The sequence below is a fragment of the Pseudomonas sp. DE0157 genome, from assembly GCF_007678615.1.
In the GTDB taxonomy this organism is placed as follows: domain Bacteria; phylum Pseudomonadota; class Gammaproteobacteria; order Pseudomonadales; family Pseudomonadaceae; genus Aquipseudomonas; species Aquipseudomonas parafulva_B.
The window spans coordinates 55,504-76,369 of sequence record NZ_VEJN01000008.1 but is presented as its reverse complement, the minus strand read 5'-3'; the positions used below and the strand labels follow the sequence as shown (position 1 = coordinate 76,369).

The 20,866-nt window shown below is 63.4% G+C and carries 18 protein-coding genes; 13 read left to right on the top strand and 5 right to left on the bottom strand.

Annotated features, from left to right (window positions below):
• The first annotated feature begins 109 nt into the window (after positions 1–109).
• The 7 genes from FS777_RS12165 to FS777_RS12135 all read left to right on the top strand — a co-directional run bounded on the left by FS777_RS12165 (position 110) and on the right by FS777_RS12135 (position 8,238).
• A complete protein-coding gene (locus FS777_RS12165; RefSeq protein ID WP_078479031.1) occupies positions 110–1,360 on the top strand; it encodes an AGE family epimerase/isomerase in 1,251 nt (416 codons plus the stop codon).
• Between the two features lie 103 nt (positions 1,361–1,463).
• On the top strand, positions 1,464–2,750 hold the full coding sequence (locus FS777_RS12160) for an ABC transporter substrate-binding protein (RefSeq protein WP_078479030.1): 1,287 nt from the start codon (positions 1,464–1,466) through the stop codon (positions 2,748–2,750).
• Positions 2,751–2,969: 219 nt separating this feature from the next.
• On the top strand, positions 2,970–3,878 hold the full coding sequence (locus FS777_RS12155; RefSeq protein WP_058604453.1) for a carbohydrate ABC transporter permease: 909 nt from the start codon (positions 2,970–2,972) through the stop codon (positions 3,876–3,878).
• Positions 3,871–4,716: a carbohydrate ABC transporter permease gene (locus tag FS777_RS12150; protein ID WP_023533435.1), complete on the top strand. Its 846-nt coding sequence runs from the start codon at positions 3,871–3,873 to the stop codon at positions 4,714–4,716. The genes FS777_RS12155 and FS777_RS12150 overlap by 8 nt, the downstream gene beginning before the upstream one ends.
• Before the next feature lie 3 nt (positions 4,717–4,719).
• Entirely contained in the window at positions 4,720–5,874 is a 1,155-nt protein-coding gene (locus FS777_RS12145) for an ABC transporter ATP-binding protein (protein ID WP_058637543.1), read from the top strand.
• 100 nt (positions 5,875–5,974) lie between these two features.
• A complete protein-coding gene (locus FS777_RS12140; protein ID WP_228385197.1) occupies positions 5,975–7,267 on the top strand; it encodes a carbohydrate porin in 1,293 nt (430 codons plus the stop codon).
• A gap of 116 nt (positions 7,268–7,383) precedes the next feature.
• Positions 7,384–8,238 (top strand): D-hexose-6-phosphate mutarotase, encoded by an 855-nt coding sequence (locus FS777_RS12135; protein ID WP_058637544.1) that lies wholly within the window; start codon positions 7,384–7,386, stop codon positions 8,236–8,238.
• On the opposite strand, the gene hexR is transcribed toward FS777_RS12135, so the two are convergent.
• Positions 8,231–9,094, bottom strand: a complete 864-nt coding sequence (gene hexR, locus FS777_RS12130) for a DNA-binding transcriptional regulator HexR (RefSeq protein WP_178091267.1) — start codon at positions 9,092–9,094, stop codon at positions 8,231–8,233. The genes FS777_RS12135 and hexR overlap by 8 nt on opposite strands.
• A 211-nt stretch (positions 9,095–9,305) precedes the next feature.
• Here hexR and zwf point away from each other — a divergent pair, with 211 nt between their 5' ends.
• The 3 genes from zwf to FS777_RS12115 are packed head-to-tail and all read left to right on the top strand — an operon-like array spanning position 9,306 to position 12,185.
• Positions 9,306–10,775 carry a glucose-6-phosphate dehydrogenase gene (zwf, locus tag FS777_RS12125; protein WP_058637545.1) on the top strand — a complete coding sequence of 490 codons (1,470 nt, stop codon included), beginning with the start codon at positions 9,306–9,308 and terminating at the stop codon, positions 10,773–10,775.
• The gene (gene pgl / locus FS777_RS12120; protein ID WP_058637546.1) at positions 10,747–11,487 is read left to right on the top strand and encodes a 6-phosphogluconolactonase; all 741 of its coding nucleotides are present in this window, start codon (positions 10,747–10,749) and stop codon (positions 11,485–11,487) included. The genes zwf and pgl overlap by 29 nt, the downstream gene beginning before the upstream one ends.
• A gap of 17 nt (positions 11,488–11,504) precedes the next feature.
• Positions 11,505–12,185, top strand: coding sequence for a bifunctional 4-hydroxy-2-oxoglutarate aldolase/2-dehydro-3-deoxy-phosphogluconate aldolase (locus tag FS777_RS12115; RefSeq protein ID WP_058637547.1), 681 nt, complete (start codon positions 11,505–11,507; stop codon positions 12,183–12,185).
• Between the two features lie 299 nt (positions 12,186–12,484).
• On the opposite strand, the gene leuA is transcribed toward FS777_RS12115, so the two are convergent.
• The 4 genes from leuA to FS777_RS12095 all read right to left on the bottom strand — a co-directional run bounded on the left by leuA (position 12,485) and on the right by FS777_RS12095 (position 17,757).
• On the bottom strand, positions 12,485–14,158 hold the full coding sequence (gene leuA / locus FS777_RS12110) for a 2-isopropylmalate synthase (protein ID WP_058638595.1): 1,674 nt from the start codon (positions 14,156–14,158) through the stop codon (positions 12,485–12,487).
• A gap of 404 nt (positions 14,159–14,562) precedes the next feature.
• Positions 14,563–15,390: a M23 family metallopeptidase gene (locus tag FS777_RS12105; protein WP_145255692.1), complete on the bottom strand. Its 828-nt coding sequence runs from the start codon at positions 15,388–15,390 to the stop codon at positions 14,563–14,565.
• A gap of 3 nt (positions 15,391–15,393) precedes the next feature.
• Positions 15,394–16,773 (bottom strand): exodeoxyribonuclease VII large subunit, encoded by a 1,380-nt coding sequence (gene xseA / locus FS777_RS12100; RefSeq protein ID WP_145255689.1) that lies wholly within the window; start codon positions 16,771–16,773, stop codon positions 15,394–15,396.
• A 48-nt stretch (positions 16,774–16,821) separates the two neighbouring features.
• Positions 16,822–17,757 carry a LysR family transcriptional regulator gene (locus FS777_RS12095; protein ID WP_145255686.1) on the bottom strand — a complete coding sequence of 312 codons (936 nt, stop codon included), beginning with the start codon at positions 17,755–17,757 and terminating at the stop codon, positions 16,822–16,824.
• A gap of 100 nt (positions 17,758–17,857) precedes the next feature.
• Between FS777_RS12095 and FS777_RS12090 the strand changes: the two genes are divergently transcribed.
• The 3 genes from FS777_RS12090 (at position 17,858) to guaB (ending at position 20,822) form a co-directional block, all read left to right on the top strand.
• On the top strand, positions 17,858–18,619 hold the full coding sequence (locus FS777_RS12090; protein ID WP_058638593.1) for a sulfite exporter TauE/SafE family protein: 762 nt from the start codon (positions 17,858–17,860) through the stop codon (positions 18,617–18,619).
• A 47-nt stretch (positions 18,620–18,666) separates the two neighbouring features.
• Positions 18,667–19,218, top strand: a complete 552-nt coding sequence (locus tag FS777_RS12085; RefSeq protein ID WP_078479025.1) for a sugar ABC transporter ATPase — start codon at positions 18,667–18,669, stop codon at positions 19,216–19,218.
• A gap of 134 nt (positions 19,219–19,352) precedes the next feature.
• The gene (guaB, locus tag FS777_RS12080) at positions 19,353–20,822 is read left to right on the top strand and encodes an IMP dehydrogenase (protein WP_058604466.1); all 1,470 of its coding nucleotides are present in this window, start codon (positions 19,353–19,355) and stop codon (positions 20,820–20,822) included.
• The last annotated feature ends 44 nt before the right edge of the window (positions 20,823–20,866 follow it).

Sequence of the window (20,866 nt, the reverse complement as noted above, 5' to 3'; positions counted from 1 at the left end):
GCAGATGGTCGAACGTCACAGGCACGTGACAATCATACCCGCGTTCGTGACATCCCCCGTGGCCTGGCTGGCTAGAATCGCCACACGACTGGCAAGGACCTCGCTGGCGATGAACAATGATCTTTCTTCACAGGTGTCCTGGCTCCAAGCGCCTGGGCACACTGCATGGCGCCTGGCCGAGGGGCAGCGGTTACTGGCCTTCGCCAGGGCTGCAAAGCTGGCAGAAGGGTTTGGTGACCTGGATGCGGCAGGCAGGCTTGCCGATGATGCAAGCGCCCAGACCCTGACCACTGCCCGGATGACCCACTGTTTCGCCCTGGCTCACCTTCAGGGCATACCGGGTTGTCTGGGGCTGGCTGCCCACGGTGTGACTGCCCTGCGTGGCCCCCTGAGGGATGCGCGCTACGGCGGCTGGTTTGCCCAGGCGGGCGGCTGCGAGGGAAGCGGCAAGGCAGCGTATCTGCATGCTTTCGTCGCCTTGGCGGCCAGCTCCGCCGTCGTGGCGGGCGTCGAGGGCGCCGAGGCATTGCTGACCGACGCCATCGGCGTCATCGAGCGGCATTTCTGGAGCGAAGAGGAAGGTGCGCTTCGCGAAGCCTATGATCGCGTCTGGCAGACGCCTGAGCCCTACCGCGGCGCCAACAGCAACATGCACGCGACCGAGGCGTTCCTGGCCCTGGCCGATGTAACCGGCAACCCTGTGTGGCTGCAACGCGCCCTGCGCATTGCCGAGCGCATCATCCATACCCACGCCGCTGCCAACGGCTATCGAGTGGTGGAACACTTCGACGTCGCCTGGCAGCCGCTCAAGGATTACAACCAAGCACACCCGGCCGACCACTTTCGCCCCTATGGCACGACGCCAGGGCATGCCTTCGAGTGGGCGAGGCTTTTGCTTCACCTGGAGGCCAGCCTGGCCCGCTGCGGGCACGCGCCCCCGCCCTGGCTGGTCGACAGTGCCCGCACCCTGTTCGACACCGCCTGCGAACAGGCGTGGGGCGTTGATGGCCAGCCTGGCCTCGTCTACACCCTTGGCTGGGATGACCGGCCGCGGGTTCGCGCGCGGCTGCACTGGGTTCACGCTGAAGCCTGCGCATGCGCAGCGGCCCTGTTGCAGCGCACGGGGCAGGCGCGCTTCGAGCAGTGGTACCGGCGCTGCTGGGACTTCATATCCGAGCATTTCATCGACCTTGCAGGCGGCAGCTGGCACCACGAACTCGATGTCGACAACCGTCCAGCCGGCACGATCTGGCCCGGCAAGCCCGACCTGTACCATGCCTACCAGGCCCTGGTGCTACCCGGCCTGCCCTTGGCACGCAGCCTGGCGACCGGTGTGGCCTTGAATGTAACCAAACGATGACATTCGCGCATCGCTTCGTTACCTGGCGGTGCGCGCACGCTGTTTAGACTCCATGCAACGCAAGCGCACGACTTGCACGGCATAACAACAATAAGGTGTAGAAATGACTTCCTACCTTCGTCTCGCTGCCGCGATCTCCCTGGCTTCCCTGTTCCCCCTGACTGCGCACGCTGCCGATGCCAAGGGCACCGTCGAAGTGGTGCACTGGTGGACGTCCGGTGGTGAAAAAGCGGCCGTCGATGTGCTCAAGGCCCAGGTCGAGAAAGACGGTTTCACCTGGAAGGACGGGGCCGTGGCCGGCGGTGGCGGCGCTACCGCCATGACCGTGCTCAAAAGCCGAGCGGTGGCTGGCAATCCGCCAGGCGTCGCACAGATCAAAGGCCCCGATATCCAGGACTGGGCCGCGACCGGCCTGCTCGACAGCGACGTGCTCAAGGAGGTGGCCAAGCAGGAAAAGTGGGATGCACTGCTGGATAAGAAAGTCGCCGACACCGTGAAGTACGACGGCGACTATGTAGCCGTTCCCGTCAACATCCACCGTACCAACTGGCTGTGGATCAACCCGGAAGCCTTCAAGAAGGCCGGGATCGACAAGGCGCCCGCCACCCTCGATGAGTTCTATGCCGCTGCCGACAAGCTCAAGGCCGCAGGCATCATCCCGCTCGCCCACGGTGGCCAGCCGTGGCAGGACAGCACGGTCTTTGAAAGCGTCGTGCTGTCGGTGATGGGTGTCGACGGTTACAAGAAAGCCCTGGTCGACCTGGACAACGACGCCCTGACCGGCCCCAACATGATCAGGGCCCTGACCGAACTCAAGCGAGTCGCCACGTACATGGACCCTGATGGCAAAGGCCAGGACTGGAACCTGGAAGCTGCCAAGGTCATCAACGGCAAGGCCGGCATGCAGATCATGGGCGACTGGGCCAAGAGCGAATGGACCTTGGCCAAGAAAACCGCCGGCAAGGACTACCAGTGCGTGCCGTTCCCCGGCACCGAGAAGGCCTTCCTGTACAACATCGATTCGCTGGTGGTGTTCAAGCAGAGCAATGAGGGCACTGCTGCCGGCCAGCAGGATATCGCCCGCAAGGTGCTGGGTGAGGAGTTCCAGAAGGTGTTCAGCACCAATAAGGGCTCGATCCCGGTGCGCAACGACATGCTCGCCGACATGGGCAAGTATGGGTTCGATGCGTGTGCCCAGACCTCGGCCAAGGACTTCCTCGCCGACGCCAAGACCGGCGGCCTGCAACCGAGCATGGCGCACAACATGGCCACGACGCTGGCCGTGCAGGGCGCTTTCTTCGATGTGGTGACCAACTACATCAACGACCCCAAGGCCGATCCGGCTGACGCTGCGAAGAAGCTGGCAGCCGCCATCCGAGCAGCCAAGTAGCCCACGGGCGGGCTAGTGCGGCTCGGTGCCGGGCGTGCCTGACGGGGTGCTGCGCCATCGGGCCCGACGTGAAAAGCAGGCTGCGGGGCCCTCCAAACGTTGGCTGCGTCACTCTCCCGCTGCCACCGACACGGCACCACGCAGCGCCCGAGGCGACCTTCAAACCTGAGCAAGACAGTCGCTGCCGCGCCATGCGCAGCAGCGCCTTCGAGGTGAACCATGACCACTACCACCGCCCGTCTGCGGGCCTCTCCCATGGATGCGCTACAGCGTTGGCTGCCCAAGCTGGTGCTGGCGCCGAGCATGTTCATCGTGTTGGTGGGCTTCTACGGCTACATCCTCTGGACCTTTGTGCTGTCCTTCACCACGTCCACGTTCCTGCCCACCTACAAATGGGCGGGGCTGGCGCAGTACATGCGTTTGTTCGACAACGACCGCTGGTGGGTGGCGAGCAAGAACCTGCTGGTGTTCGGCGGGCTGTTCATCACCATCAGCCTGGCGATCGGCGTGTTGCTGGCGGTGCTGCTGGACCAGCGCATTCGTCGCGAGGGGTTCATCCGCACCATCTACCTGTATCCCATGGCCCTGTCGATGATCGTGACCGGCACGGCCTGGAAGTGGCTGCTCAACCCAGGCATGGGGCTGGACAAACTGCTGCGTGACTGGGGCTGGGAGGGCTTTCGCCTGGACTGGCTGCTGGACCCGGACCGGGTGGTGTACTGCCTGGTGATCGCGGCGGTGTGGCAAGCATCGGGGTTCATCATGGCGATGTTCCTCGCCGGCCTGCGGGGCGTCGATCCATCGATCATCCGTGCCGCCCAGATCGACGGTGCCAGCCTGCCGCGCATCTACTGGCGCGTGGTGCTGCCCAGCTTGCGCCCGGTGTTCTTCAGCTCGGTGATGATCCTTTCGCACATTGCCATCAAGAGCTTCGACCTGGTCGCCGCGATGACGGCAGGCGGGCCTGGTTACTCCTCCGACCTGCCGGCGATGTTCATGTATGCCTTCACCTTCAGCCGGGGGCAAATGGGCATGGGCTCGGCCAGTGCCATCCTCATGCTGGGGGCGATCCTGGCCATCCTGGTGCCTTACCTGTATTCGGAGCTGCGGAGCAAACGCCATGCATAGCCCTGTCGACAAACCCGCGCTCAGCCCCAGCCGGCTTGCCATTCATGCCGTGCTGCTGATCGCCGTGGTGCTGTACTTGGTGCCACTGGTAGTCATGCTGCTGACCAGCTTCAAGACCCCCGAGGACATCAGTACCGGCAACCTGCTCAGCTGGCCGACAGCGATCACCGCCATTGGCTGGGTCAAGGCCTGGGGCACCGTCAGTGGCTACTTCTGGAACTCGATTCTGATCACTGTGCCTGCGGTGCTGATTTCTACCACCATTGGCGCGCTCAATGGCTACGTGCTGTCGATGTGGCGCTTCCGTGGCTCGCAGCTGTTCTTCGGTCTGCTGTTGTTCGGCTGCTTCCTGCCTTTCCAGACGGTGCTGCTGCCGGCCTCGTTCACCCTGGGCAAGCTGGGGTTGGCCAGTACCACCACTGGCCTGGTGCTGGTGCATGTGGTCTACGGCCTGGCCTTCACCACACTTTTCTTTCGCAACTTCTACGTCAGCATCCCCGATGCCCTGGTCAAGGCCGCACGGCTTGACGGGGCAGGGTTCTTCACCATCTTCCGGCGCATCATCCTGCCGATGTCCACGCCGATCATCATGGTCTGCCTGATCTGGCAGTTCACCCAGATCTGGAACGACTTCCTGTTTGGCGTGGTGTTCTCCAGTGGCGACTCGCAACCGATCACGGTGGCCTTGAACAACCTGGTCAATACCAGCACCGGGGCCAAGGAATACAACGTCGACATGGCCGCTGCGATGATCGCTGGCCTGCCGACCCTGCTGGTGTACGTAGTGGCAGGCAAATATTTCGTGCGCGGGCTCACAGCCGGCGCGGTAAAGGGGTAAGTCATGGCAACGCTCGAACTTCGCAACGTGAACAAAACCTACGGTGCCGGGCTGCCGGATACCCTCAAGGACATCCAGCTGTCGATCAAGGACGGTGAGTTCCTGATCCTGGTCGGCCCTTCGGGCTGCGGCAAGTCGACATTGATGAACTGCATCGCCGGCCTCGAGCAGATCACCGGCGGCGCTATTCTGATCGACCAGCAGGACGTCAGCGGCATGAGCCCCAAGGACCGTGACATCGCCATGGTGTTCCAGTCCTATGCGCTGTACCCGACCATGACCGTGCGCGAGAACATCGAATTTGGCCTGAAAATCCGCAAGATGCCCCAGGCCGCCATCGACGAGGAGGTGGCGCGGGTGGCCAAGCTGCTGCAGATCGAGCACCTGCTGGCGCGCAAGCCGGCGCAGCTGTCTGGCGGTCAGCAGCAGCGCGTGGCCATGGGCAGGGCGCTCGCGCGCCGACCGAAGATCTACCTGTTCGACGAACCCTTGTCCAACCTCGATGCCAAGTTGCGGGTCGAGATGCGGACCGAAATGAAACTGATGCACCAGCGCCTGAAAACCACCACCGTCTACGTCACCCATGATCAGATCGAGGCCATGACCCTGGGTGACAAGGTGGCGGTCATGAAAGACGGCATCATCCAGCAGTTCGGTACGCCACAGCAGATCTACAACGACCCGGCCAACCAGTTCGTCGCAAGCTTCATCGGCTCGCCGCCCATGAACTTCGTGCCGGCGCGGCTAGTGGCCCAGGGCGGTCAGCTGCATGCCGTGCTCGACAGTGGCCAGGCACGCTGCGAGCTGCCCCTGCCCGGCGCCGACCTGGGTCTGGAAGGGCGCGAAATCGTCCTGGGCATTCGACCCGAGCAGATTGCCCTGGGCGCGGGAGGCGGCAGCGGCGGGCCAAGCATTCGCGCGCAGGTACAGGTCACCGAGCCCACTGGTCCGGACATGCTGGTGTTCGTGACCCTCAACCAGACCAAAGTGTGCTGCCGACTGGCCCCTGACGTGGCCTGCCAGGTGGGCGACACCCTGGCCCTGCAATTGGACCCGGCACGGGTGCTGCTGTTCGATGCCCAGAGCGGCGAGCGCCTGCAGGCAAACCGTATCGCCACCACCGTCAAGGACAACATGGCCGCCCTCGGTGGCCGTTGAACCGTCTACACCATCAATAAGAAAAAGAGGACGCAACGCAATGGAACAGCGCAATCGTACTACCACCTGGGGCTCACTGGCGTTGCTTGCGCCGCTGGCGATGGCCGCCAGCAGTGGCCTACAGGCTGCCGAAGCTTTCTCCAGCGAGTCGAAATGGATGACCGGTGACTGGGGCGGTACCCGCACCGAGCTGCTGGAAAAAGGCTACGACTTCACCGTCGATTATGTCGGCGAAGTGGCCGGCAACCTTCATGGTGGCTACAACCACGACAAGACCGCCCGCTACAGCGACCAGTTCGCCCTGGGCGCGCACCTGGACCTGCAGAAGATCTTCGGCTGGCACGATGCCGAATTCAAGCTGGCCATCACCGAGCGAAGCGGTCGCAACCTGTCCAACGACCGCATCAGCGACCCACGCGCCGGGCAGTTCAGTTCGGTGCAAGAAGTGTGGGGGCGTGGCCAGACCTGGCGCCTGACCCAGATGTGGTTCAAGCAGAAGTATTTCGACGGCGCGCTGGACGTGAAATTCGGCCGCTTCGGGCCAGGCGAGGACTTCAACAGTTTCCCCTGTGACTTCCAGAACCTGGCGTTCTGCGGCTCGCAAGTAGGTAACTGGGTGGGTGGCATCTGGTACAACTGGCCCGTCAGCCAGTGGGCAACGCGGGTCAAGTACAACGTCACCCCCGAATTCTATGTACAAGTCGGTGCCTATGAGCAGAACCCGTCCAACCTGGAAACCGGCAATGGCTTCAAGCTGAGCGGCAGCGGCACCAAGGGCGCGATCCTGCCGGTGGAAATGGTCTGGACGCCGAAGCTCAATGGCCTGCCGGGCGAATACCGCCTGGGCTACTACTACAGCACCGCCGATGCCGAGGATGTATACAAGGACGTCAACGGCAACGCCCAGGGGCTCAGTGGTTCGGGCTTCAAATCCCACTCCAGCAAGCATGGCTGGTGGGTGGTGGCGCAACAGCAGGTCACGGCCCAGGCAGGCGACGTCAACCGCGGGCTGAGCCTGTTCGCCAACTTCACGGTGCACGACAAGGCCACCAACGTAGTGGACAACTACCAGCAGGTGGGCATGGTCTACAAAGGTGCCTTCGACGCCCGGCCAAAGGATGACATCGGTTTCGGCATCGCCCGCATCCATGTCAATGACGATGTGCGCAAGCGTGCGCGCCAACTCAACGACATGAGCGGGATCAACGACTACGACAACCCAGGCTTCGTCCCGCTGCAACGTACTGAGTACAACGCCGAGCTGTACTATGGTTTCCACGTCACCAATTGGCTGACCGTGCGGCCGAACCTTCAGTACATCAAGAGCCCCGGCGGCGTGGATGAAGTGGACAATGCCCTGGTGGCGGGCTTGAAGATTCAGTCGTCTTTCTAAGCCCATTTGTTGTAAATTTACGCCAATCCCGTTTGGCGCCCGGCAACCACTGACCTGCAGTGGTTGCCGTGGACAGGCCAAGACAGCGCTATCTCAAACAACAAGAGCCCTGCACCATGCCTGAGCATCCGCTCCATCGCTTCTTCGCCGCACGGCGGCCCCGGCCGACGTTCGAATGGGAGCGCTACCAGCAGCGCGATGTGCTGATCATCGATCACCCCCTGTGCCAGGCGGCGTTCAGTCGCCAGGGCGCGCAGTTGCTGCATTTCCAACCCACAGGTGAGCGGCCCTGGCTGTGGTGCGCCGAACAATGGCCACAGGTGGGCGCCATTCGCGGCGGCGTGCCGGTCTGCTGGCCCTGGTACGGGCGCCATCCCAGCGAAGACCTGTGGCCTGCCCATGGTTGGGCCCGCCTGCTGGACTGGAAGCTGATGGACAGCCATGAAGACGCGCAGGGCGTGGTGCTCAAGTGGCGCCTGGAACTGTGCGACTGGCAGGTCGACCTGGAGGCGCGGCTCGGCAGCCGCATGGAGTTGAGCCTGAGCACCGAGCACCAGGACAGCGAACCGTGCCAGTTGAGTCACGCCTTGTTGGCCTACTGGCGCATCAGTGACGTCTCGGAGGTAGCGCTGTCTGGCCTTGAAGACATCGAGGGGTACGACCACCTCAACCGTCAGGCATGCCGCCAGGAAGGGGCGCTCAAGCCCAAGGGCGGCTGTCAGCGGGTCTATTCAGGCATTCCCGGTGTGCAACTGCATGATCCGGCCTGGCAGCGCCAACTATGTATCGACACCGGCGACAGCGACGACACGGTCGTGTGGCACCCCGGCAGCCGACCGCTACTGGGGGTTACCGGGCGCGAATGCCAGCGTTTCGTGTGTGTGGAGGCCGCCAGCGGCAGCGACGACGGCCTGAGCCTGGCACCGGGGCAGCGCGCGCATCTGAGTCTGCAGGCGCACCGGCTCAGCTGAGTTCGTCGTCCTCGATGGGGTAGCGACTGGCGTTGAGGCTTTCCTTGATCTTGCGCAGGTGTGGCTGGAAATCCACACCCCGGCGCAGGGTCATGCCGGTCGCCAGCACATCGAGCACGGTCAGCTGGATGATGCGCGAGGTCATCGGCATGTAGATATCGGTGTCTTCGGGCAGAGGAATGTGCAGGCTAAGGCTGCAGGCGTTGGCCAGCGGCGACCCGGCCGCTGTCAGACCCAGCACCGAGGCGCCGTTTTCCCTGGCCAGGCGAGCCACTTCCACCAGCTCGCGTGTACGCCCGGTGTAGGAAATGATCACGAACAGGTCGCCGGTATGGGCCACCGACGCCAGCATGCGTTGCATCAGTACGTCGGCGTGCGCTGACACGGCCAGGTTGAAGCGGAAGAACTTGTGCTGGGCATCCAGCGCTACCGGTGCAGAGGCGCCCAGGCCAAAGAAATGAATCTGGCGGGCCTGGATCATCATGTCGACCGCGCGGCTGACCTGCTGGGGGTCGAGCTGCTGGCAGGCACTGTCGAGCGAGGCGATGGCGCTGGCGAAGATCTTCTGGGTGTAGGCCGCCGGATCGTCGTCGGCCTCCACCGCGCGGCTCACGTAGGCCGCGCCGCTGGCCAGGCTCTGCGCCAGTTGCAGTTTCAGCTCTGGGTAACCGCTCACGCCGAAGGAGCGGCAGAAGCGGTTGACGGTCGGTTCGCTGACCTTGGCCGCCTGGGCCAGCGCCGCGATGCTGAAGCGTGTGGCTTGTTGCGGGTTGAGCAGGATGACTTCGGCGACTTTGCGTTCGGCCTTGTTCAGCTCGTCGAGGCGTCCCTGGATTTGTTCCAGGAGGTTTCTCACGCGGTCCATGGGGTGTCCTTGGGTCGGGAAGGCAGCCGGCTGAGGGAGCAGCAGGCCTGTTTACAGGGTCGTCTATCGTACTGGCGGCGCCGGTTGCGCACCACTTGTCTGTCATACATCCGACTAATGTTATGGTTTTTACTACATTTGTCCTTGAAAACCCTAACTGAAAACGGTATTTCTAAATCAACTTTAGGAAAGAACCAACATCATGGCTGCAATCAGTGTCGAACCTTGCACATTTGCCCTGTTTGGCGCCCTGGGCGACCTGGCCTTGCGCAAGCTGTTCCCTGCGCTCTACCAGCTCGACCGCGCCGGGCTATTGCACGCACAGACGCGCCTGCTGGCGCTGGCGCGGGAGGCCGGCAGTGCCCAGGAGCACCTGAACAGCATCGAGGCCCATTTGCGTAAGCATGTGCCCGAGGCTGACATCGAGGCCGCGGCCCTCGAGCGCTTCCTGGCAAGGCTCGATTACCAGCATCTGGATTTTCTGCAGCCAGAAGGCTACCAGGCACTGGCCGCGCAAGTGCCCGACGGGCACCCCCTGATCGCCTATTTCGCCACGGCCGCCGCCGTGTATGGTGCCATCAGCGAAAACCTCGACAAGGTGGGCCTGAGCGAGCGCACCCGTGTAGTGCTGGAAAAGCCGATCGGTCATGACCTTGAGTCTTCACGCCGGGTCAACGATGCCGTGGCGCGATTCTTTCCCGAAAGCCGCGTCTATCGCATCGACCACTACCTGGGCAAGGAGACGGTGCAGAACCTGATCGCCCTGCGCTTTGCCAACAGCCTGTTCGAAACCCAATGGAACCAGAACTCCATCTCCCACGTGGAAATCACGGTGGCGGAGAAGGTGGGTATCGAGGGTCGCTGGGGCTACTTCGACAAGGCCGGTCAGTTGCGCGACATGATCCAGAACCACCTGTTGCAGTTGCTGTGCCTGATTGCCATGGACCCGCCGAGCGAGCTGTCGGCCGACGCCATCCGCGACGAGAAGGTCAAGGTACTCAAGGCGCTGGCCCCGATCACCGGAGACGGGCTGAGCACGCGGGTGGTGCGCGGGCAGTACATTGCCGGCTACAGCGATGGCAAGCCGGTTCCGGGTTACCTTGAAGAAGACAATGCCAATAGCCAGAGCGACACCGAGACCTTCGTCGCCCTGCGCGCCGACATCCGCAACTGGCGCTGGTCGGGTGTGCCTTTCTACTTGCGCACCGGCAAGCGCATGCCGCAAAAGCTGTCGCAGATCGTCATTCACTTCAAGGAAACGCCGCATTACATCTTTGCCCCGGAACAGCGTCTGCAAGTGGGCAACAAGCTGATCATTCGCCTGCAGCCGGACGAAGGTATCTCCTTGCGCGTGATGACCAAGGAGCAAGGCCTGGACAAGGGCATGCAACTGCGCAGTGGCCCGCTGCAACTGAATTTTTCCGACGCCTGGCGTAGCGCGCGGATTCCGGATGCCTATGAACGCTTGCTGCTCGAAGTGATGCGGGGCAACCAGAACCTGTTCGTGCGCAAGGACGAAATCGAGTACGCCTGGAAGTGGTGTGACCAGCTGATTGCCGGTTGGCGCAACACGGGCGACGCCCCCAAGCCCTATGCTGCGGGCAGCTGGGGGCCAATGAGCTCGATTGCATTGATCACCCGCGATGGGAGGGCCTGGTATGGCGACATCTGAAGCATTGTCCGAATTGCAGTTTCCGGCGAGCACCGAGGTGCATCAACTGCCCGATGCCAGCACGTTGGCTGGCACATTGGCCAAGGATGTGAGTGAGCGCCTGCGTGCAGCCATCGACGATAAAGGCCAGGCCTGCGTCGTGCTGTCCGGTGGGCGCAGCCCGGTGCCTTTTCTCGAGCAACTGGCCAAGCAGGACCTGGACTGGAGCAAGGTGACGGTCAGTCTTGCCGATGAGCGCTGGGTGCCGGTGGAGCACGCCGACAGCAATGCCGGTCTGTTGGCTCAGCATCTGCTCAAAGGGCAGGCCGCCAAGGCGCGTTTCATCGGGTTGTACCAGCAGGCGCCTTCGCTGAAAGAGGCCGCCGAAGAAGCTGACCGCGCCCTGGCCGATCTGCCGCCCATCGACGTGCTGGTACTGGGCATGGGTGACGATGGCCACACGGCCTCACTGTTCCCAGCCAGTCCTAACCTGGCCGAGGGCCTGGATCCGAACACGCCTCGCCGTTGCCTACCGCTAATGGCGCCAACCGTTCCCCATCAGCGCCTTTCCATGACCCGAGCGCTGCTGGCCACCGCAGGGTTCACCGCATTGTCCGTGCAAGGGCCAGGCAAACTCGCTACTCTGCGCGCCGCGCTGGCGGATGACGACCTCGCCGAAATGCCCATTCGCGCTTTTCTTCACGCACCCCTGGACATCTACTGGTGCCCATGAGCCAAGGATCCACAGTAATGATCACCCTCGAACGTCCACAGCCCAAGCTCTCGATGGCCGACAAGGCCGCCCGGGTCGACGCCATCTGCGAAGCGGCGCGCATCCTGCCGGTGATCACCATCGCCCGCGAACAGGACATCCTGCCCCTGGCCGACGCCCTGGCGGCCGGCGGCATCCGCACGCTGGAAGTGACCCTGCGTTCACAGCATGGCCTGAAGGCCATTGAAGTGCTGCGTGAGCAGCGCCCCGAGCTGTGCGTAGGCGCCGGGACAGTGCTCGACCGCACCATGTTCGCAGCCGTCGAGGCCGCAGGCGCCCAGTTCGTCGTCACACCCGGCATTACCCAGGATGTGCTGCAAGCGGGCGTGGAGAGCGAGATCCCCTTGCTGCCGGGTATCAGCACCCCATCCGAAATCATGATGGGCTACGCGCTGGGTTACCGCCGTTTCAAGCTGTTCCCCGCCGAAATCAGCGGAGGCGTGGCGGCGATCAAAGCGTTTGCTGGCCCGTTCGGCGACATCCGTTTCTGCCCAACCGGCGGCGTCAACCCGGCCAACGTGCGCAACTACATGGCACTGGCCAATGTGATGTGTGTAGGGGGCACCTGGATGCTCGACAGCAGCTGGATCAAGAATGGCGACTGGGCCCGCATCGAGGCCTGCAGTGCCGAGGCCATGGCGCTGGTGGACGGTCACTGAATTTCGTTGTGTGCTTTACGGCTTTTTGGGCGCTTGGTCGGCGCCCATTTTTTTGCCTGGTGATTGGCGTTTGCGGGTTATGTGCGCGTATACGAAGGGTAAGCGCGCCCTTAGGTCGTTGGGGCCGCTTTGCGGCCCATCGCGGCGCGAGGCCGCTCCCACAAATGACCGCGTGAGGCCTGGGCTGACAGGCTCAAGCAGTGTGGGAGCGGCCTCGCGCCGCGATGGGCCGCAAGGCGGCCCCAACAATCTCAAGTCAACAGCATCAGCTAAAGAGGCCGCTTTCTCCCTAACGGTACTCAGGCCGCCTTGGCCTCTTGCTGGCTCAGCGAACGGTTCAGCGCACTGAACAGGGCCTTGAAGCTGGCTGTGGTGATGTTTTCATCGATGCCCACACCATGCACAGGACGCCCGCCGGCTACACGCAGTTCGATATAGGCCGCTGCCTTGGCGTTGGTGCCCGCGCCGATGGCGTGTTCGTTGTAGTCCATGATTTCGACGGCAATCGGCAGGCCGGCCACCAGGGCTTCCAGGGCGCCATTGCCCTTGCCGCGCCAGTGCAGCGTGGTCTCGCCTTCGCCGGCTACTTCCACTTCTACGGCACTGTGACCGTTTTCTTCCTGCAGGCGATGGCTGACCAGCGCGTACGGTGCGTTGGCTTGCAGGTATTCCTTGTGCAGCAAGCTGTAGATCTGCTGGGCAGTCATTTCCAGGCCCAGGCGGTCGGTTTCGCCCTGTACGACCTGGCTGAATTCGATTTGCATGCGGCGCGGCAGGCTGATGCCGTATTCCTGCTCGAGCAGGTAGGTGATGCCGCCTTTGCCGGACTGGCTGTTGACGCGAATCACGGCCTCGTAGCTGCGGCCGATGTCGGCCGGGTCGATCGGCAGGTACGGCACTTCCCACAACTCGCCTTCCTGCTGCTTGGCCAGGCCCTTACGAATGGCATCCTGGTGCGAGCCGGAGAAGGCTGTGTGCACCAAGTCACCTACGTACGGGTGGCGCGGGTGCACCGGCAGCTGATTGCATTCTTCGACGACCTTGCGCACACCGTCGATGTCGGAGAAATCCAGGCCCGGGTCGATGCCCTGGGTGTACAGGTTCAAGGCCAGGGTCACCAGGTCGACGTTACCAGTACGCTCACCATTGCCGAACAGGCAGCCCTCAGCACGGTCGGCGCCGGCCATCAGGCCCAGCTCGGTGGCGGCGATGCCGGTTCCCCGGTCGTTGTGGCAGTGCAGGCTGATGATCACGCTGTCACGGCGATTGATGTTACGGCAGAACCATTCGATCTGGTCGGCGTACACGTTGGGCGTGGCGACCTCGACGGTGGCCGGCAGGTTGAGGATGATCTTGTGCTCGGGCGTGGGGTTCCACACCTCGATGACCGCATCGCACACTTCCTTGGCGAATTCCATCTCGGTAGCGCTGAAGGTTTCGGGCGAGTACTGGAATGTCCAGTGCGTATCGGGCTGCTGTGCGGCGTATTTGACGAACAGCTTGGCTGCATTGACCGCGATGTCCTTGACGCCCTGCTTGTCCTGGTTGAAGACGATGCGGCGGAAGGCCGGGCAGGTGGCGTTGTACAGGTGAACGATGGCCTTCTTGGCCCCGCGCAGGGACTCGAAGGTCCGGGCGATCAGGTCTTCACGCGCCTGGGTCAGCACCTGGATGGTGGTGTCCTCTGGAATATGACCGTCTTCGATCAAGGTGCGGACAAAGTCGAAGTCGGTTTGCGAGGCCGAAGGGAAGGAGGCTTCGATTTCCTTCACGCCCACTTGCACCAAGGTCTTCCAGAACCGCAGCTTCTTCTGCGCATCCATCGGCTCGATCAGCGACTGGTTGCCGTCACGCAGGTCCGAGCTGCACCAGATCGGCGCCTCGGTGATGGTCTTGGACGGCCAGGTACGGTCAGGCAGATCGATGGTAGGGAAGGCGCGGTATTTCTTCGACGGGTCTTTGAGCATGGTCATGGAAGCAATCCTTTTATGTGCGGCCGAGATCGGGCCTGCCGAGCAGTAACGAGGTGGGGGCGAGGCGACGCGATTCAGCCTGGTAGTCGAGCGCTGACCAGGCAGAGGCTGCGATGTTGTCGGAGCAAGATGAGGGTGCTGAAGGTTTTCATGGCCTCAACCCTAACCAGTGGACTGTGGGTTGGCAAGCGTTGAAAAAAAATTGAGAGGAATGCTTAAAAAAAGTGATATGGCGAGATCTACTTGTTGATACCAGTAAAATACTTAGGTTTTGTTGCGCGGTATTTTTCTTTGGCGCAATGGTGTGTCAGTCGCGTGAGGACCTCCTGGGCCCTGCGTTGTGGCAAGCGCCGCCCGTATTGCGGGGCGGCCCAAACGTCACTCAACGAAGTGTCAACCCTGCCTCAGGGCTGAAAGGCACCGATGAAGATCGCCGGGTCAACACGCGCATCGTTCAAGCTGACGTTCCAGTGCATGTGCGGCCCGGTAGCGCGCCCCGTTGAGCCCACGCGCCCGACCACATCACCACGGCGCAGCGACTGCCCGTTCTGCACGTCGATACGGGACATATGGCAGAACATGCTGATAAAGCCCCGCCCGTGATCAACGAACACCGTGCGGCCATTGAAGAAGTAATCGCCCACCAGAATCACCTTGCCGTTGGCAGGCGTCTTGATCGGCGTCCCCGCCGGTACGGCAAAATCCAGCCCCGCATGGGGGTTGCGTTCCTCGCCATTGAAGAACCGGCGCACGCCGAACTTGCTCGACAGCGGCCCGTTGACCGGCTTGTCGAGGATCAGGTTGCTCGGCAATGCCGGGCTGAAGCTGCGGTAGGCCTTGATCTGCTCGGCCAGTTCGCGATCGATGCGCTTGAGGTCGGCCGGATTGGGGTTGACCTGGCGGGTGTTCTTCAAGGTGATGCGCTGTTCGGGGTACTGCTTGTGCCCCACGGTGAAAGGCAGGCTTCGGCTGCCCTGCTGCACCACCGCCTGCCCAGGCTTCTGAGTCAGGGGGATGCCAACGATGGCCAGCCAGTTGTCCTGTTCCTTGACCACCAGCACGGGCTTGCCATCGAAGCGTGCGCTGGGAGCACTGGCTGCCGGCCCCAGGTCGACCACGGCAACGCCGCCAGGCACCGGTTTGTTCAGCGTGCGCGTGATGTAGCTGGCCTGGGCTGTGGCGCTCAGGACGGTGAAGGCGAGGGCGAGCAGTGACGCGAGCAAGCGGGGCATGTGTCAGTCCAGAAGTGAGAGCGTGACCGGAGTCAGGTGATTGTCTTCGACCCGCACCTGCAGCTCGCCTTCGTTCAGGCGTGCAGTCAGGCGCTGGCCGTTGCGCGTCTGTTCGGCGCTGCGGATGGCCTGGCCTTGTTCGTCGAGCAGGATGCTGTAGCCGCGCGCCAGCGTCGCCAGCGGGCTGACGATCTGCAGGGTCTGCAACTGGACCTGGAAGCGCTGGCGCCGGTCCTTGAGCACGTCACGCATGGCCCGGGGCAGTCGCTCGGCCAGGCTGTCCAGGCGCTGGCCCAGCAAAGCCAGAGTACGCCCGGGATGTTGCGCGGCCAGACGTGTCTCCAGGCGCACCAGGCGCTCGCGGCGTTGATTGAGGTTATGCAGGAAGGCACGGCGCAGGCGCATGTCCAGGTCATCCAGGCGCTGAGCCTGCTGACGCAGGCGCTCGCCCGGATGGCGCAGGCGGCGAATCAGGGACTCCAGGCGCAGGCGATCATGCACCAACCGGTTCTGCATGCGCAGGGTCAGGCGCCGTTGCAGGCCGTCCAGGCGGTGCTGCAGGCCGCTGTTGTCGGGCGCAAGCAGCTCGGCCGCAGCAGACGGGGTCGGGGCCCGCACGTCGGCCACGAAGTCGCTGATCGACACGTCGGTTTCATGGCCCACGGCGCTCACGATCGGCGTCTTGCACGCGGCCACGGCACGCGCCACGGCTTCCTCGTTGAAGCACCACAGGTCTTCCAGTGAACCGCCGCCGCGGGCCAGTATCAAGGCGTCGAAACCGCGGCTGTCGGCCAGGCGAATGGCCCGCACGATCTGGGCGATGGCTTCGCGGCCCTGCACGGCGGTGGGGATCAGGTTCAACTCCACCTGGGGCGCACGGCGGGCGAACACACTGATGATGTCGCGGATCACGGCCCCGGTCGGGGAGGTGATGATGCCGATACGCTGGGGGTGCGCAGGCAGCGCTCGCTTGCTGTCGGTGCTGAACAGGCCCTCGGCGCCAAGCTTTTCCTTGAGCGCCTCGAAGGCCAGGCGCAGCGCACCATCGCCGGCGGGCTCCACGGTATCGAGGATCAGCTGGTAGTCGCCACGGCCTTCGAACAGGGATACCTTGCCACGCACCCGTACCGCCAGGCCGTCACGCAGCGCCTGGCGCACCCGCGTGGCGCTCTGCCGGAAGAGGGCGCAGCGCACCTGGGCACCGCTGTCCTTGAGGGTGAAGTACATGTGGCCGGAGGCCGGCCGGGCCAGGTTGGAAATCTCGCCCTCCACCCATACGCTGCGGAACACGTCTTCCAGCAGCACCCGGGCGCGGCCATTGAGTTGGCTGACGGTGAGCACATCACGGTCAAGGCCGAGGCGTTCGAAAGGGTCTTTGATCATGGGAAGGCACTATAAAGGATGAGGGGGCCGGGTGTCGTGCCCGGTCGATCAGGAGCTGGCCTGGGTCGCCGGTGCCTGCCCTGGCGTACCGATTGCCGACGCTGCGCAGGTCATGTGCTCGATGAACTGCCTCACCAGTGGCCCGGCATCGCGGCGGTGGGCGATGGCGACGGTGCTGACGCAGCCGGGGTCCATCAGCGGGATGAACCGCAGCGCCGCAGGGGCGATGTCCTGCATGCAGCGTGGCAGCAAGGCCACCCCGAACCCCGCCTGGATCAGCTGCAACTGTGTGGTCTTGCGCGACACCACCCGCGCAGGCTGGGGAAAGAACCCCGCCGCCATGCACAGCTCGGCAGACAGGTAGCTCAGGCCACCGCGTTGGTGGTGGGGAATGGAGATGAACGGCTGGCTGGAAAGCTCCGCCAAGGCAATGCAATCGCGCCCCGCCAGTTCATGGGTAGGGGCGAGCGCCAGCAACAGGGGCTCTTCGAACAACGGCTCGATGCTCAACCCATCGTGCTGGCGCAGCACCGGCAGCCTCAGCAGCCCGATGTCCAGGCGACCTTCGGCCAGTGCTGCAAGCTGCCCTTCGGAGGACAACTGGGCGATCTCCATGCTCACATCAGGGTTTGTCCGCAGGTAATCACCCAGGTGCTCGAGCAGCCGACCGGTCAGCGGCACCGTGCTGGAGTGGCTGATGTTCAGGCTGCCGCACAGGCCCTGGCCGACGGCTCGGGCCAACTCGCCAGCCTTGTCCAGGTCCAGCAGCAGGTTGCGCGCGCGCGGCAGGAACGCCCGGCCCGCATCGGTCAGGCGAGGCAACCTGGCCGTGCGCTCGAACAACGCGGTGTCCAGCTGCAGTTCGAGCTCGCGCACCTGGCGACTGAGGGCGGACTGGGCGACATACAGTCGTTCGGCGGCGGCGCTGAAGCTGCCACATTCGGCGATTTCCACGAAGTAACGCAGCTGGCGGGTCGAGATCATGAGCGATGCCATTTCGAGATGGATCAGGGCGAGATTGCATATTAGCCGGGATAGCGCGGGTTTGGTTATGGTGCGCTGAACCTTCAAGGACAATGCGCCAATGCTCGCTGACCTCGCTATACCGTTCTCGGGGCTTGACTGGCTACCCATCGTGTTGGGTACCGCGGCGGCCTATGTGGTGTTCGGCATCGCCGGCTTCGGCACGGCGTTGGTGGCAGGCCCGGTGCTGATCCATTTCATGCCGCTGTCGCAGATCATTCCCTTGCTGGTGTTACTCGATTTCGTAGCAGCGTTCGGCAACCTGTTGCCCTCACGGCGCGATGTGGTACGGGGCGAACTGCTGCGCCTGCTGCCGTTCATGGCGCTGGGGTGCACCCTGGGCGTTGCGTTCCTGCTGCAGCTCAAGTCGGACCTGCTGATGCTGCTGATGGGCCTGTTCATCACGGCCTATGCCCTCTATAGCCTGGCGCTGAAGGTACGCCCGGCGTCGCTTGCCGGGTGGTGGGCGGCACCGATGGGTACCGTGGGCGGGTTGTTCGGCGCCTTGTTCGGCAGCGGCGGGTTTCTCTACGCCCTTTACCTGAGCGCTCGCCTGCCCGACAAGGAGCAGGTACGCGCCACCCAGAGCGCGTTGATCAGTTGCAGCACCTTGGTGCGCCTGACGCTGTTCCTTGTCGCCGGTGTCTACGCCGATCGACAACTGCTGCTGATGGCGGCCTGCCTGCTGCCGGTGATGGTCATCGGTCTATGGGCTGGGCGCAGGCTCACGCACAGGCTGTCACGCGAGGCCTTCGTCCGGTTGGTCACCTGGTTGGTGTTGGCCAGCGGCCTGGCGCTCATCGCTCGCTATGTGAGCGCTTGAGCAGGGGTTAGAATTGGCCGACTACCCGATCCAAGGCTTGTCCGCTCATGAATACCCAAAGCATCATCGTTCCCAGGCAGTCCACCGTCCCGGTGCACGAGGCCCGCGCCCGCGCCATCCTGCGCTGGCTGGTCCGCGAAAAGATCGTGCAAGAGCAGCTGACCACCTGCGGGCGTACCGGCAACCGTATGGCCCATGCCCTTGGGCCAGGTGCCCGCCAAGTGGCGCTGCATCCCGAAAAACTGCCCTTCGATACGCCGGTCAACGGCCTTGAGGTGATGCTCAAGCGCTGCATCTATACGCCCACCGAAGGCTTCAAGGAAGAGGCGGGCTGCCCGCAGTGCCGGCGGGAAGTGGGCGAGCCGTTGTTCGACAGCCTGGAAGAGTGGATGCCCGGGGTCAGTGACAACTTCACCTGCCCGCTGTGCGGGTTCGAAGACGACATCAACGGTTTTTTGTTCCTGCAACCCTGCGCCTTCTCCAACCTGGGCTTCATCTTCAACAACTGGGGCGATGCCGGGTTCACCCAGGCCTTCATCGACAGCTTCGCCGACTGGCTGGACCAACCGGTGGCCGTGGTGCAGGTCCGGCTCGCCTGACGAGGGCGGAGCAGGGCTTTGGTGCGCAGGGCGGCAACGGCCACTTGTAACTTCAGGCTTGATTTACATTGAGTGGCAGGGCACGCATGAGTATAATGGCGCGCTTCCATTTTTCCCGCCCGGGAGCCCCCGCGATGTTGCGTATCAGCCAAGAAGCCCTGACCTTCGACGATATTCTCCTTGTACCTGGTTATTCCGAGGTACTGCCCAATGAAGTCAGTCTCAAGACCCGTTTGACCCGTGGCATCGAGCTGAACATCCCGCTGGTCTCCGCTGCCATGGACACCGTCACCGAAGCGCGCCTGGCCATCGCCATGGCCCAGGAAGGCGGCATCGGCATCATCCACAAGAACATGACCATCGAGCAGCAGGCCGGCGAAGTGCGCAAGGTCAAGAAGTTCGAGGCTGGCGTGGTCAAGGACCCGATCACCATCGAGGCCGACGCCACCGTGCGCGACCTGTTCGACCTGACGCGCCTGAACAACATTTCCGGCGTGCCTGTGCTGGAAAACGGTGACCTGGTCGGTATCGTGACCTCCCGCGACGTGCGCTTCGAAAGCCGCCTGGACGCCAAGGTCCGCGAAGTGATGACGCCCAAGGAACGCCTGGTCACCGTCCGCGAGGGCGCGGACAAGAACGAGGTGCGCGAGCTGCTGCACAAGCACCGCCTCGAGAAAGTGCTGATCGTCGACGAGCACTTCAGCCTCAAGGGCATGATGACCGTCAAGGACATCGAGAAGGCCAAGGCCTACCCACTGGCCAGCAAGGACGACCAGGGTCGTCTGCGCGTTGGCGCTGCAGTCGGCACCGGCAAGGACACCGGCGAGCGTGTTGCCGCCCTGGTAGCCGCTGGCGTTGACGTGGTCGTGGTCGACACCGCTCACGGGCACTCCAAAGGCGTGATCGAGCGCGTGCGCTGGGTCAAGCAAACCTACCCGCAGGTGCAGGTGATTGGCGGCAACATCGCCACCGGCGCTGCTGCCAAGGCCTTGGCCGAGGCGGGCGCTGATGCGGTCAAGGTCGGTATCGGCCCTGGCTCGATCTGCACCACCCGTATCGTAGCCGGCGTCGGCGTGCCGCAGATCAGCGCCATCGCCAACGTCGCCGCTGCCCTGGAAGGCACCGGTGTGCCACTGATTGCCGACGGCGGTATCCGCTTCTCTGGTGACCTGTCCAAGGCCATCGTCGCCGGTGCCAGTTGCGTGATGATGGGTTCGATGTTCGCCGGTACCGAAGAAGCCCCGGGCGAAGTCGAACTGTTCCAGGGCCGCTCCTACAAGGCCTACCGTGGCATGGGTTCGCTGGGCGCCATGGCGCAGTCGCAAGGCTCCTCCGACCGTTACTTCCAGGACTCCTCGGCCGGTGCCGAGAAGCTGGTCCCCGAAGGTATCGAAGGCCGTGTGCCGTACAAAGGCGCACTGGCTGCGATCATTCACCAGCTGATGGGCGGCCTGCGTTCGTCCATGGGCTACACCGGCAGTGCCACCATCGACGAGATGCGCACCAAGCCGGAGTTCGTGCGCATCACGGGCGCCGGCATGGCCGAATCCCACGTTCACGACGTGCAGATCACCAAAGAAGCCCCCAACTACCGGGTTGGCTGATAGCTCAGCGGTAAGCTCCAGACGGTGGCTGCGTTCGCGCAGCC

Bases quoted from the DNA above. Each gene is read 5' to 3' on its own strand.
- FS777_RS12165 (WP_078479031.1), top strand. From the start codon at position 110: ATGAACAATGATCTTTCTTCACAGGTGTCCTGGCTCCAAGCGCCTGGG.
- FS777_RS12160 (WP_078479030.1), top strand. From the start codon at position 1,464: ATGACTTCCTACCTTCGTCTCGCTGCCGCGATCTCCCTGGCTTCCCTG.
- FS777_RS12155 (WP_058604453.1), top strand. From the start codon at position 2,970: ATGACCACTACCACCGCCCGTCTGCGGGCCTCTCCCATGGATGCGCTA.
- FS777_RS12150 (WP_023533435.1), top strand. From the start codon at position 3,871: ATGCATAGCCCTGTCGACAAACCCGCGCTCAGCCCCAGCCGGCTTGCC.
- FS777_RS12145 (WP_058637543.1), top strand. From the start codon at position 4,720: ATGGCAACGCTCGAACTTCGCAACGTGAACAAAACCTACGGTGCCGGG.
- FS777_RS12140 (WP_228385197.1), top strand. From the start codon at position 5,975: ATGGCCGCCAGCAGTGGCCTACAGGCTGCCGAAGCTTTCTCCAGCGAG.
- FS777_RS12135 (WP_058637544.1), top strand. From the start codon at position 7,384: ATGCCTGAGCATCCGCTCCATCGCTTCTTCGCCGCACGGCGGCCCCGG.
- zwf (WP_058637545.1), top strand. From the start codon at position 9,306: ATGGCTGCAATCAGTGTCGAACCTTGCACATTTGCCCTGTTTGGCGCC.
- pgl (WP_058637546.1), top strand. From the start codon at position 10,747: ATGGGAGGGCCTGGTATGGCGACATCTGAAGCATTGTCCGAATTGCAG.
- FS777_RS12115 (WP_058637547.1), top strand. From the start codon at position 11,505: ATGATCACCCTCGAACGTCCACAGCCCAAGCTCTCGATGGCCGACAAG.
- leuA (WP_058638595.1), bottom strand. From the start codon at position 14,158: ATGACCATGCTCAAAGACCCGTCGAAGAAATACCGCGCCTTCCCTACC.
- FS777_RS12105 (WP_145255692.1), bottom strand. From the start codon at position 15,390: ATGCCCCGCTTGCTCGCGTCACTGCTCGCCCTCGCCTTCACCGTCCTG.
- xseA (WP_145255689.1), bottom strand. From the start codon at position 16,773: ATGATCAAAGACCCTTTCGAACGCCTCGGCCTTGACCGTGATGTGCTC.
- FS777_RS12095 (WP_145255686.1), bottom strand. From the start codon at position 17,757: ATGATCTCGACCCGCCAGCTGCGTTACTTCGTGGAAATCGCCGAATGT.
- FS777_RS12090 (WP_058638593.1), top strand. From the start codon at position 17,858: ATGCTCGCTGACCTCGCTATACCGTTCTCGGGGCTTGACTGGCTACCC.
- FS777_RS12085 (WP_078479025.1), top strand. From the start codon at position 18,667: ATGAATACCCAAAGCATCATCGTTCCCAGGCAGTCCACCGTCCCGGTG.
- guaB (WP_058604466.1), top strand. From the start codon at position 19,353: ATGTTGCGTATCAGCCAAGAAGCCCTGACCTTCGACGATATTCTCCTT.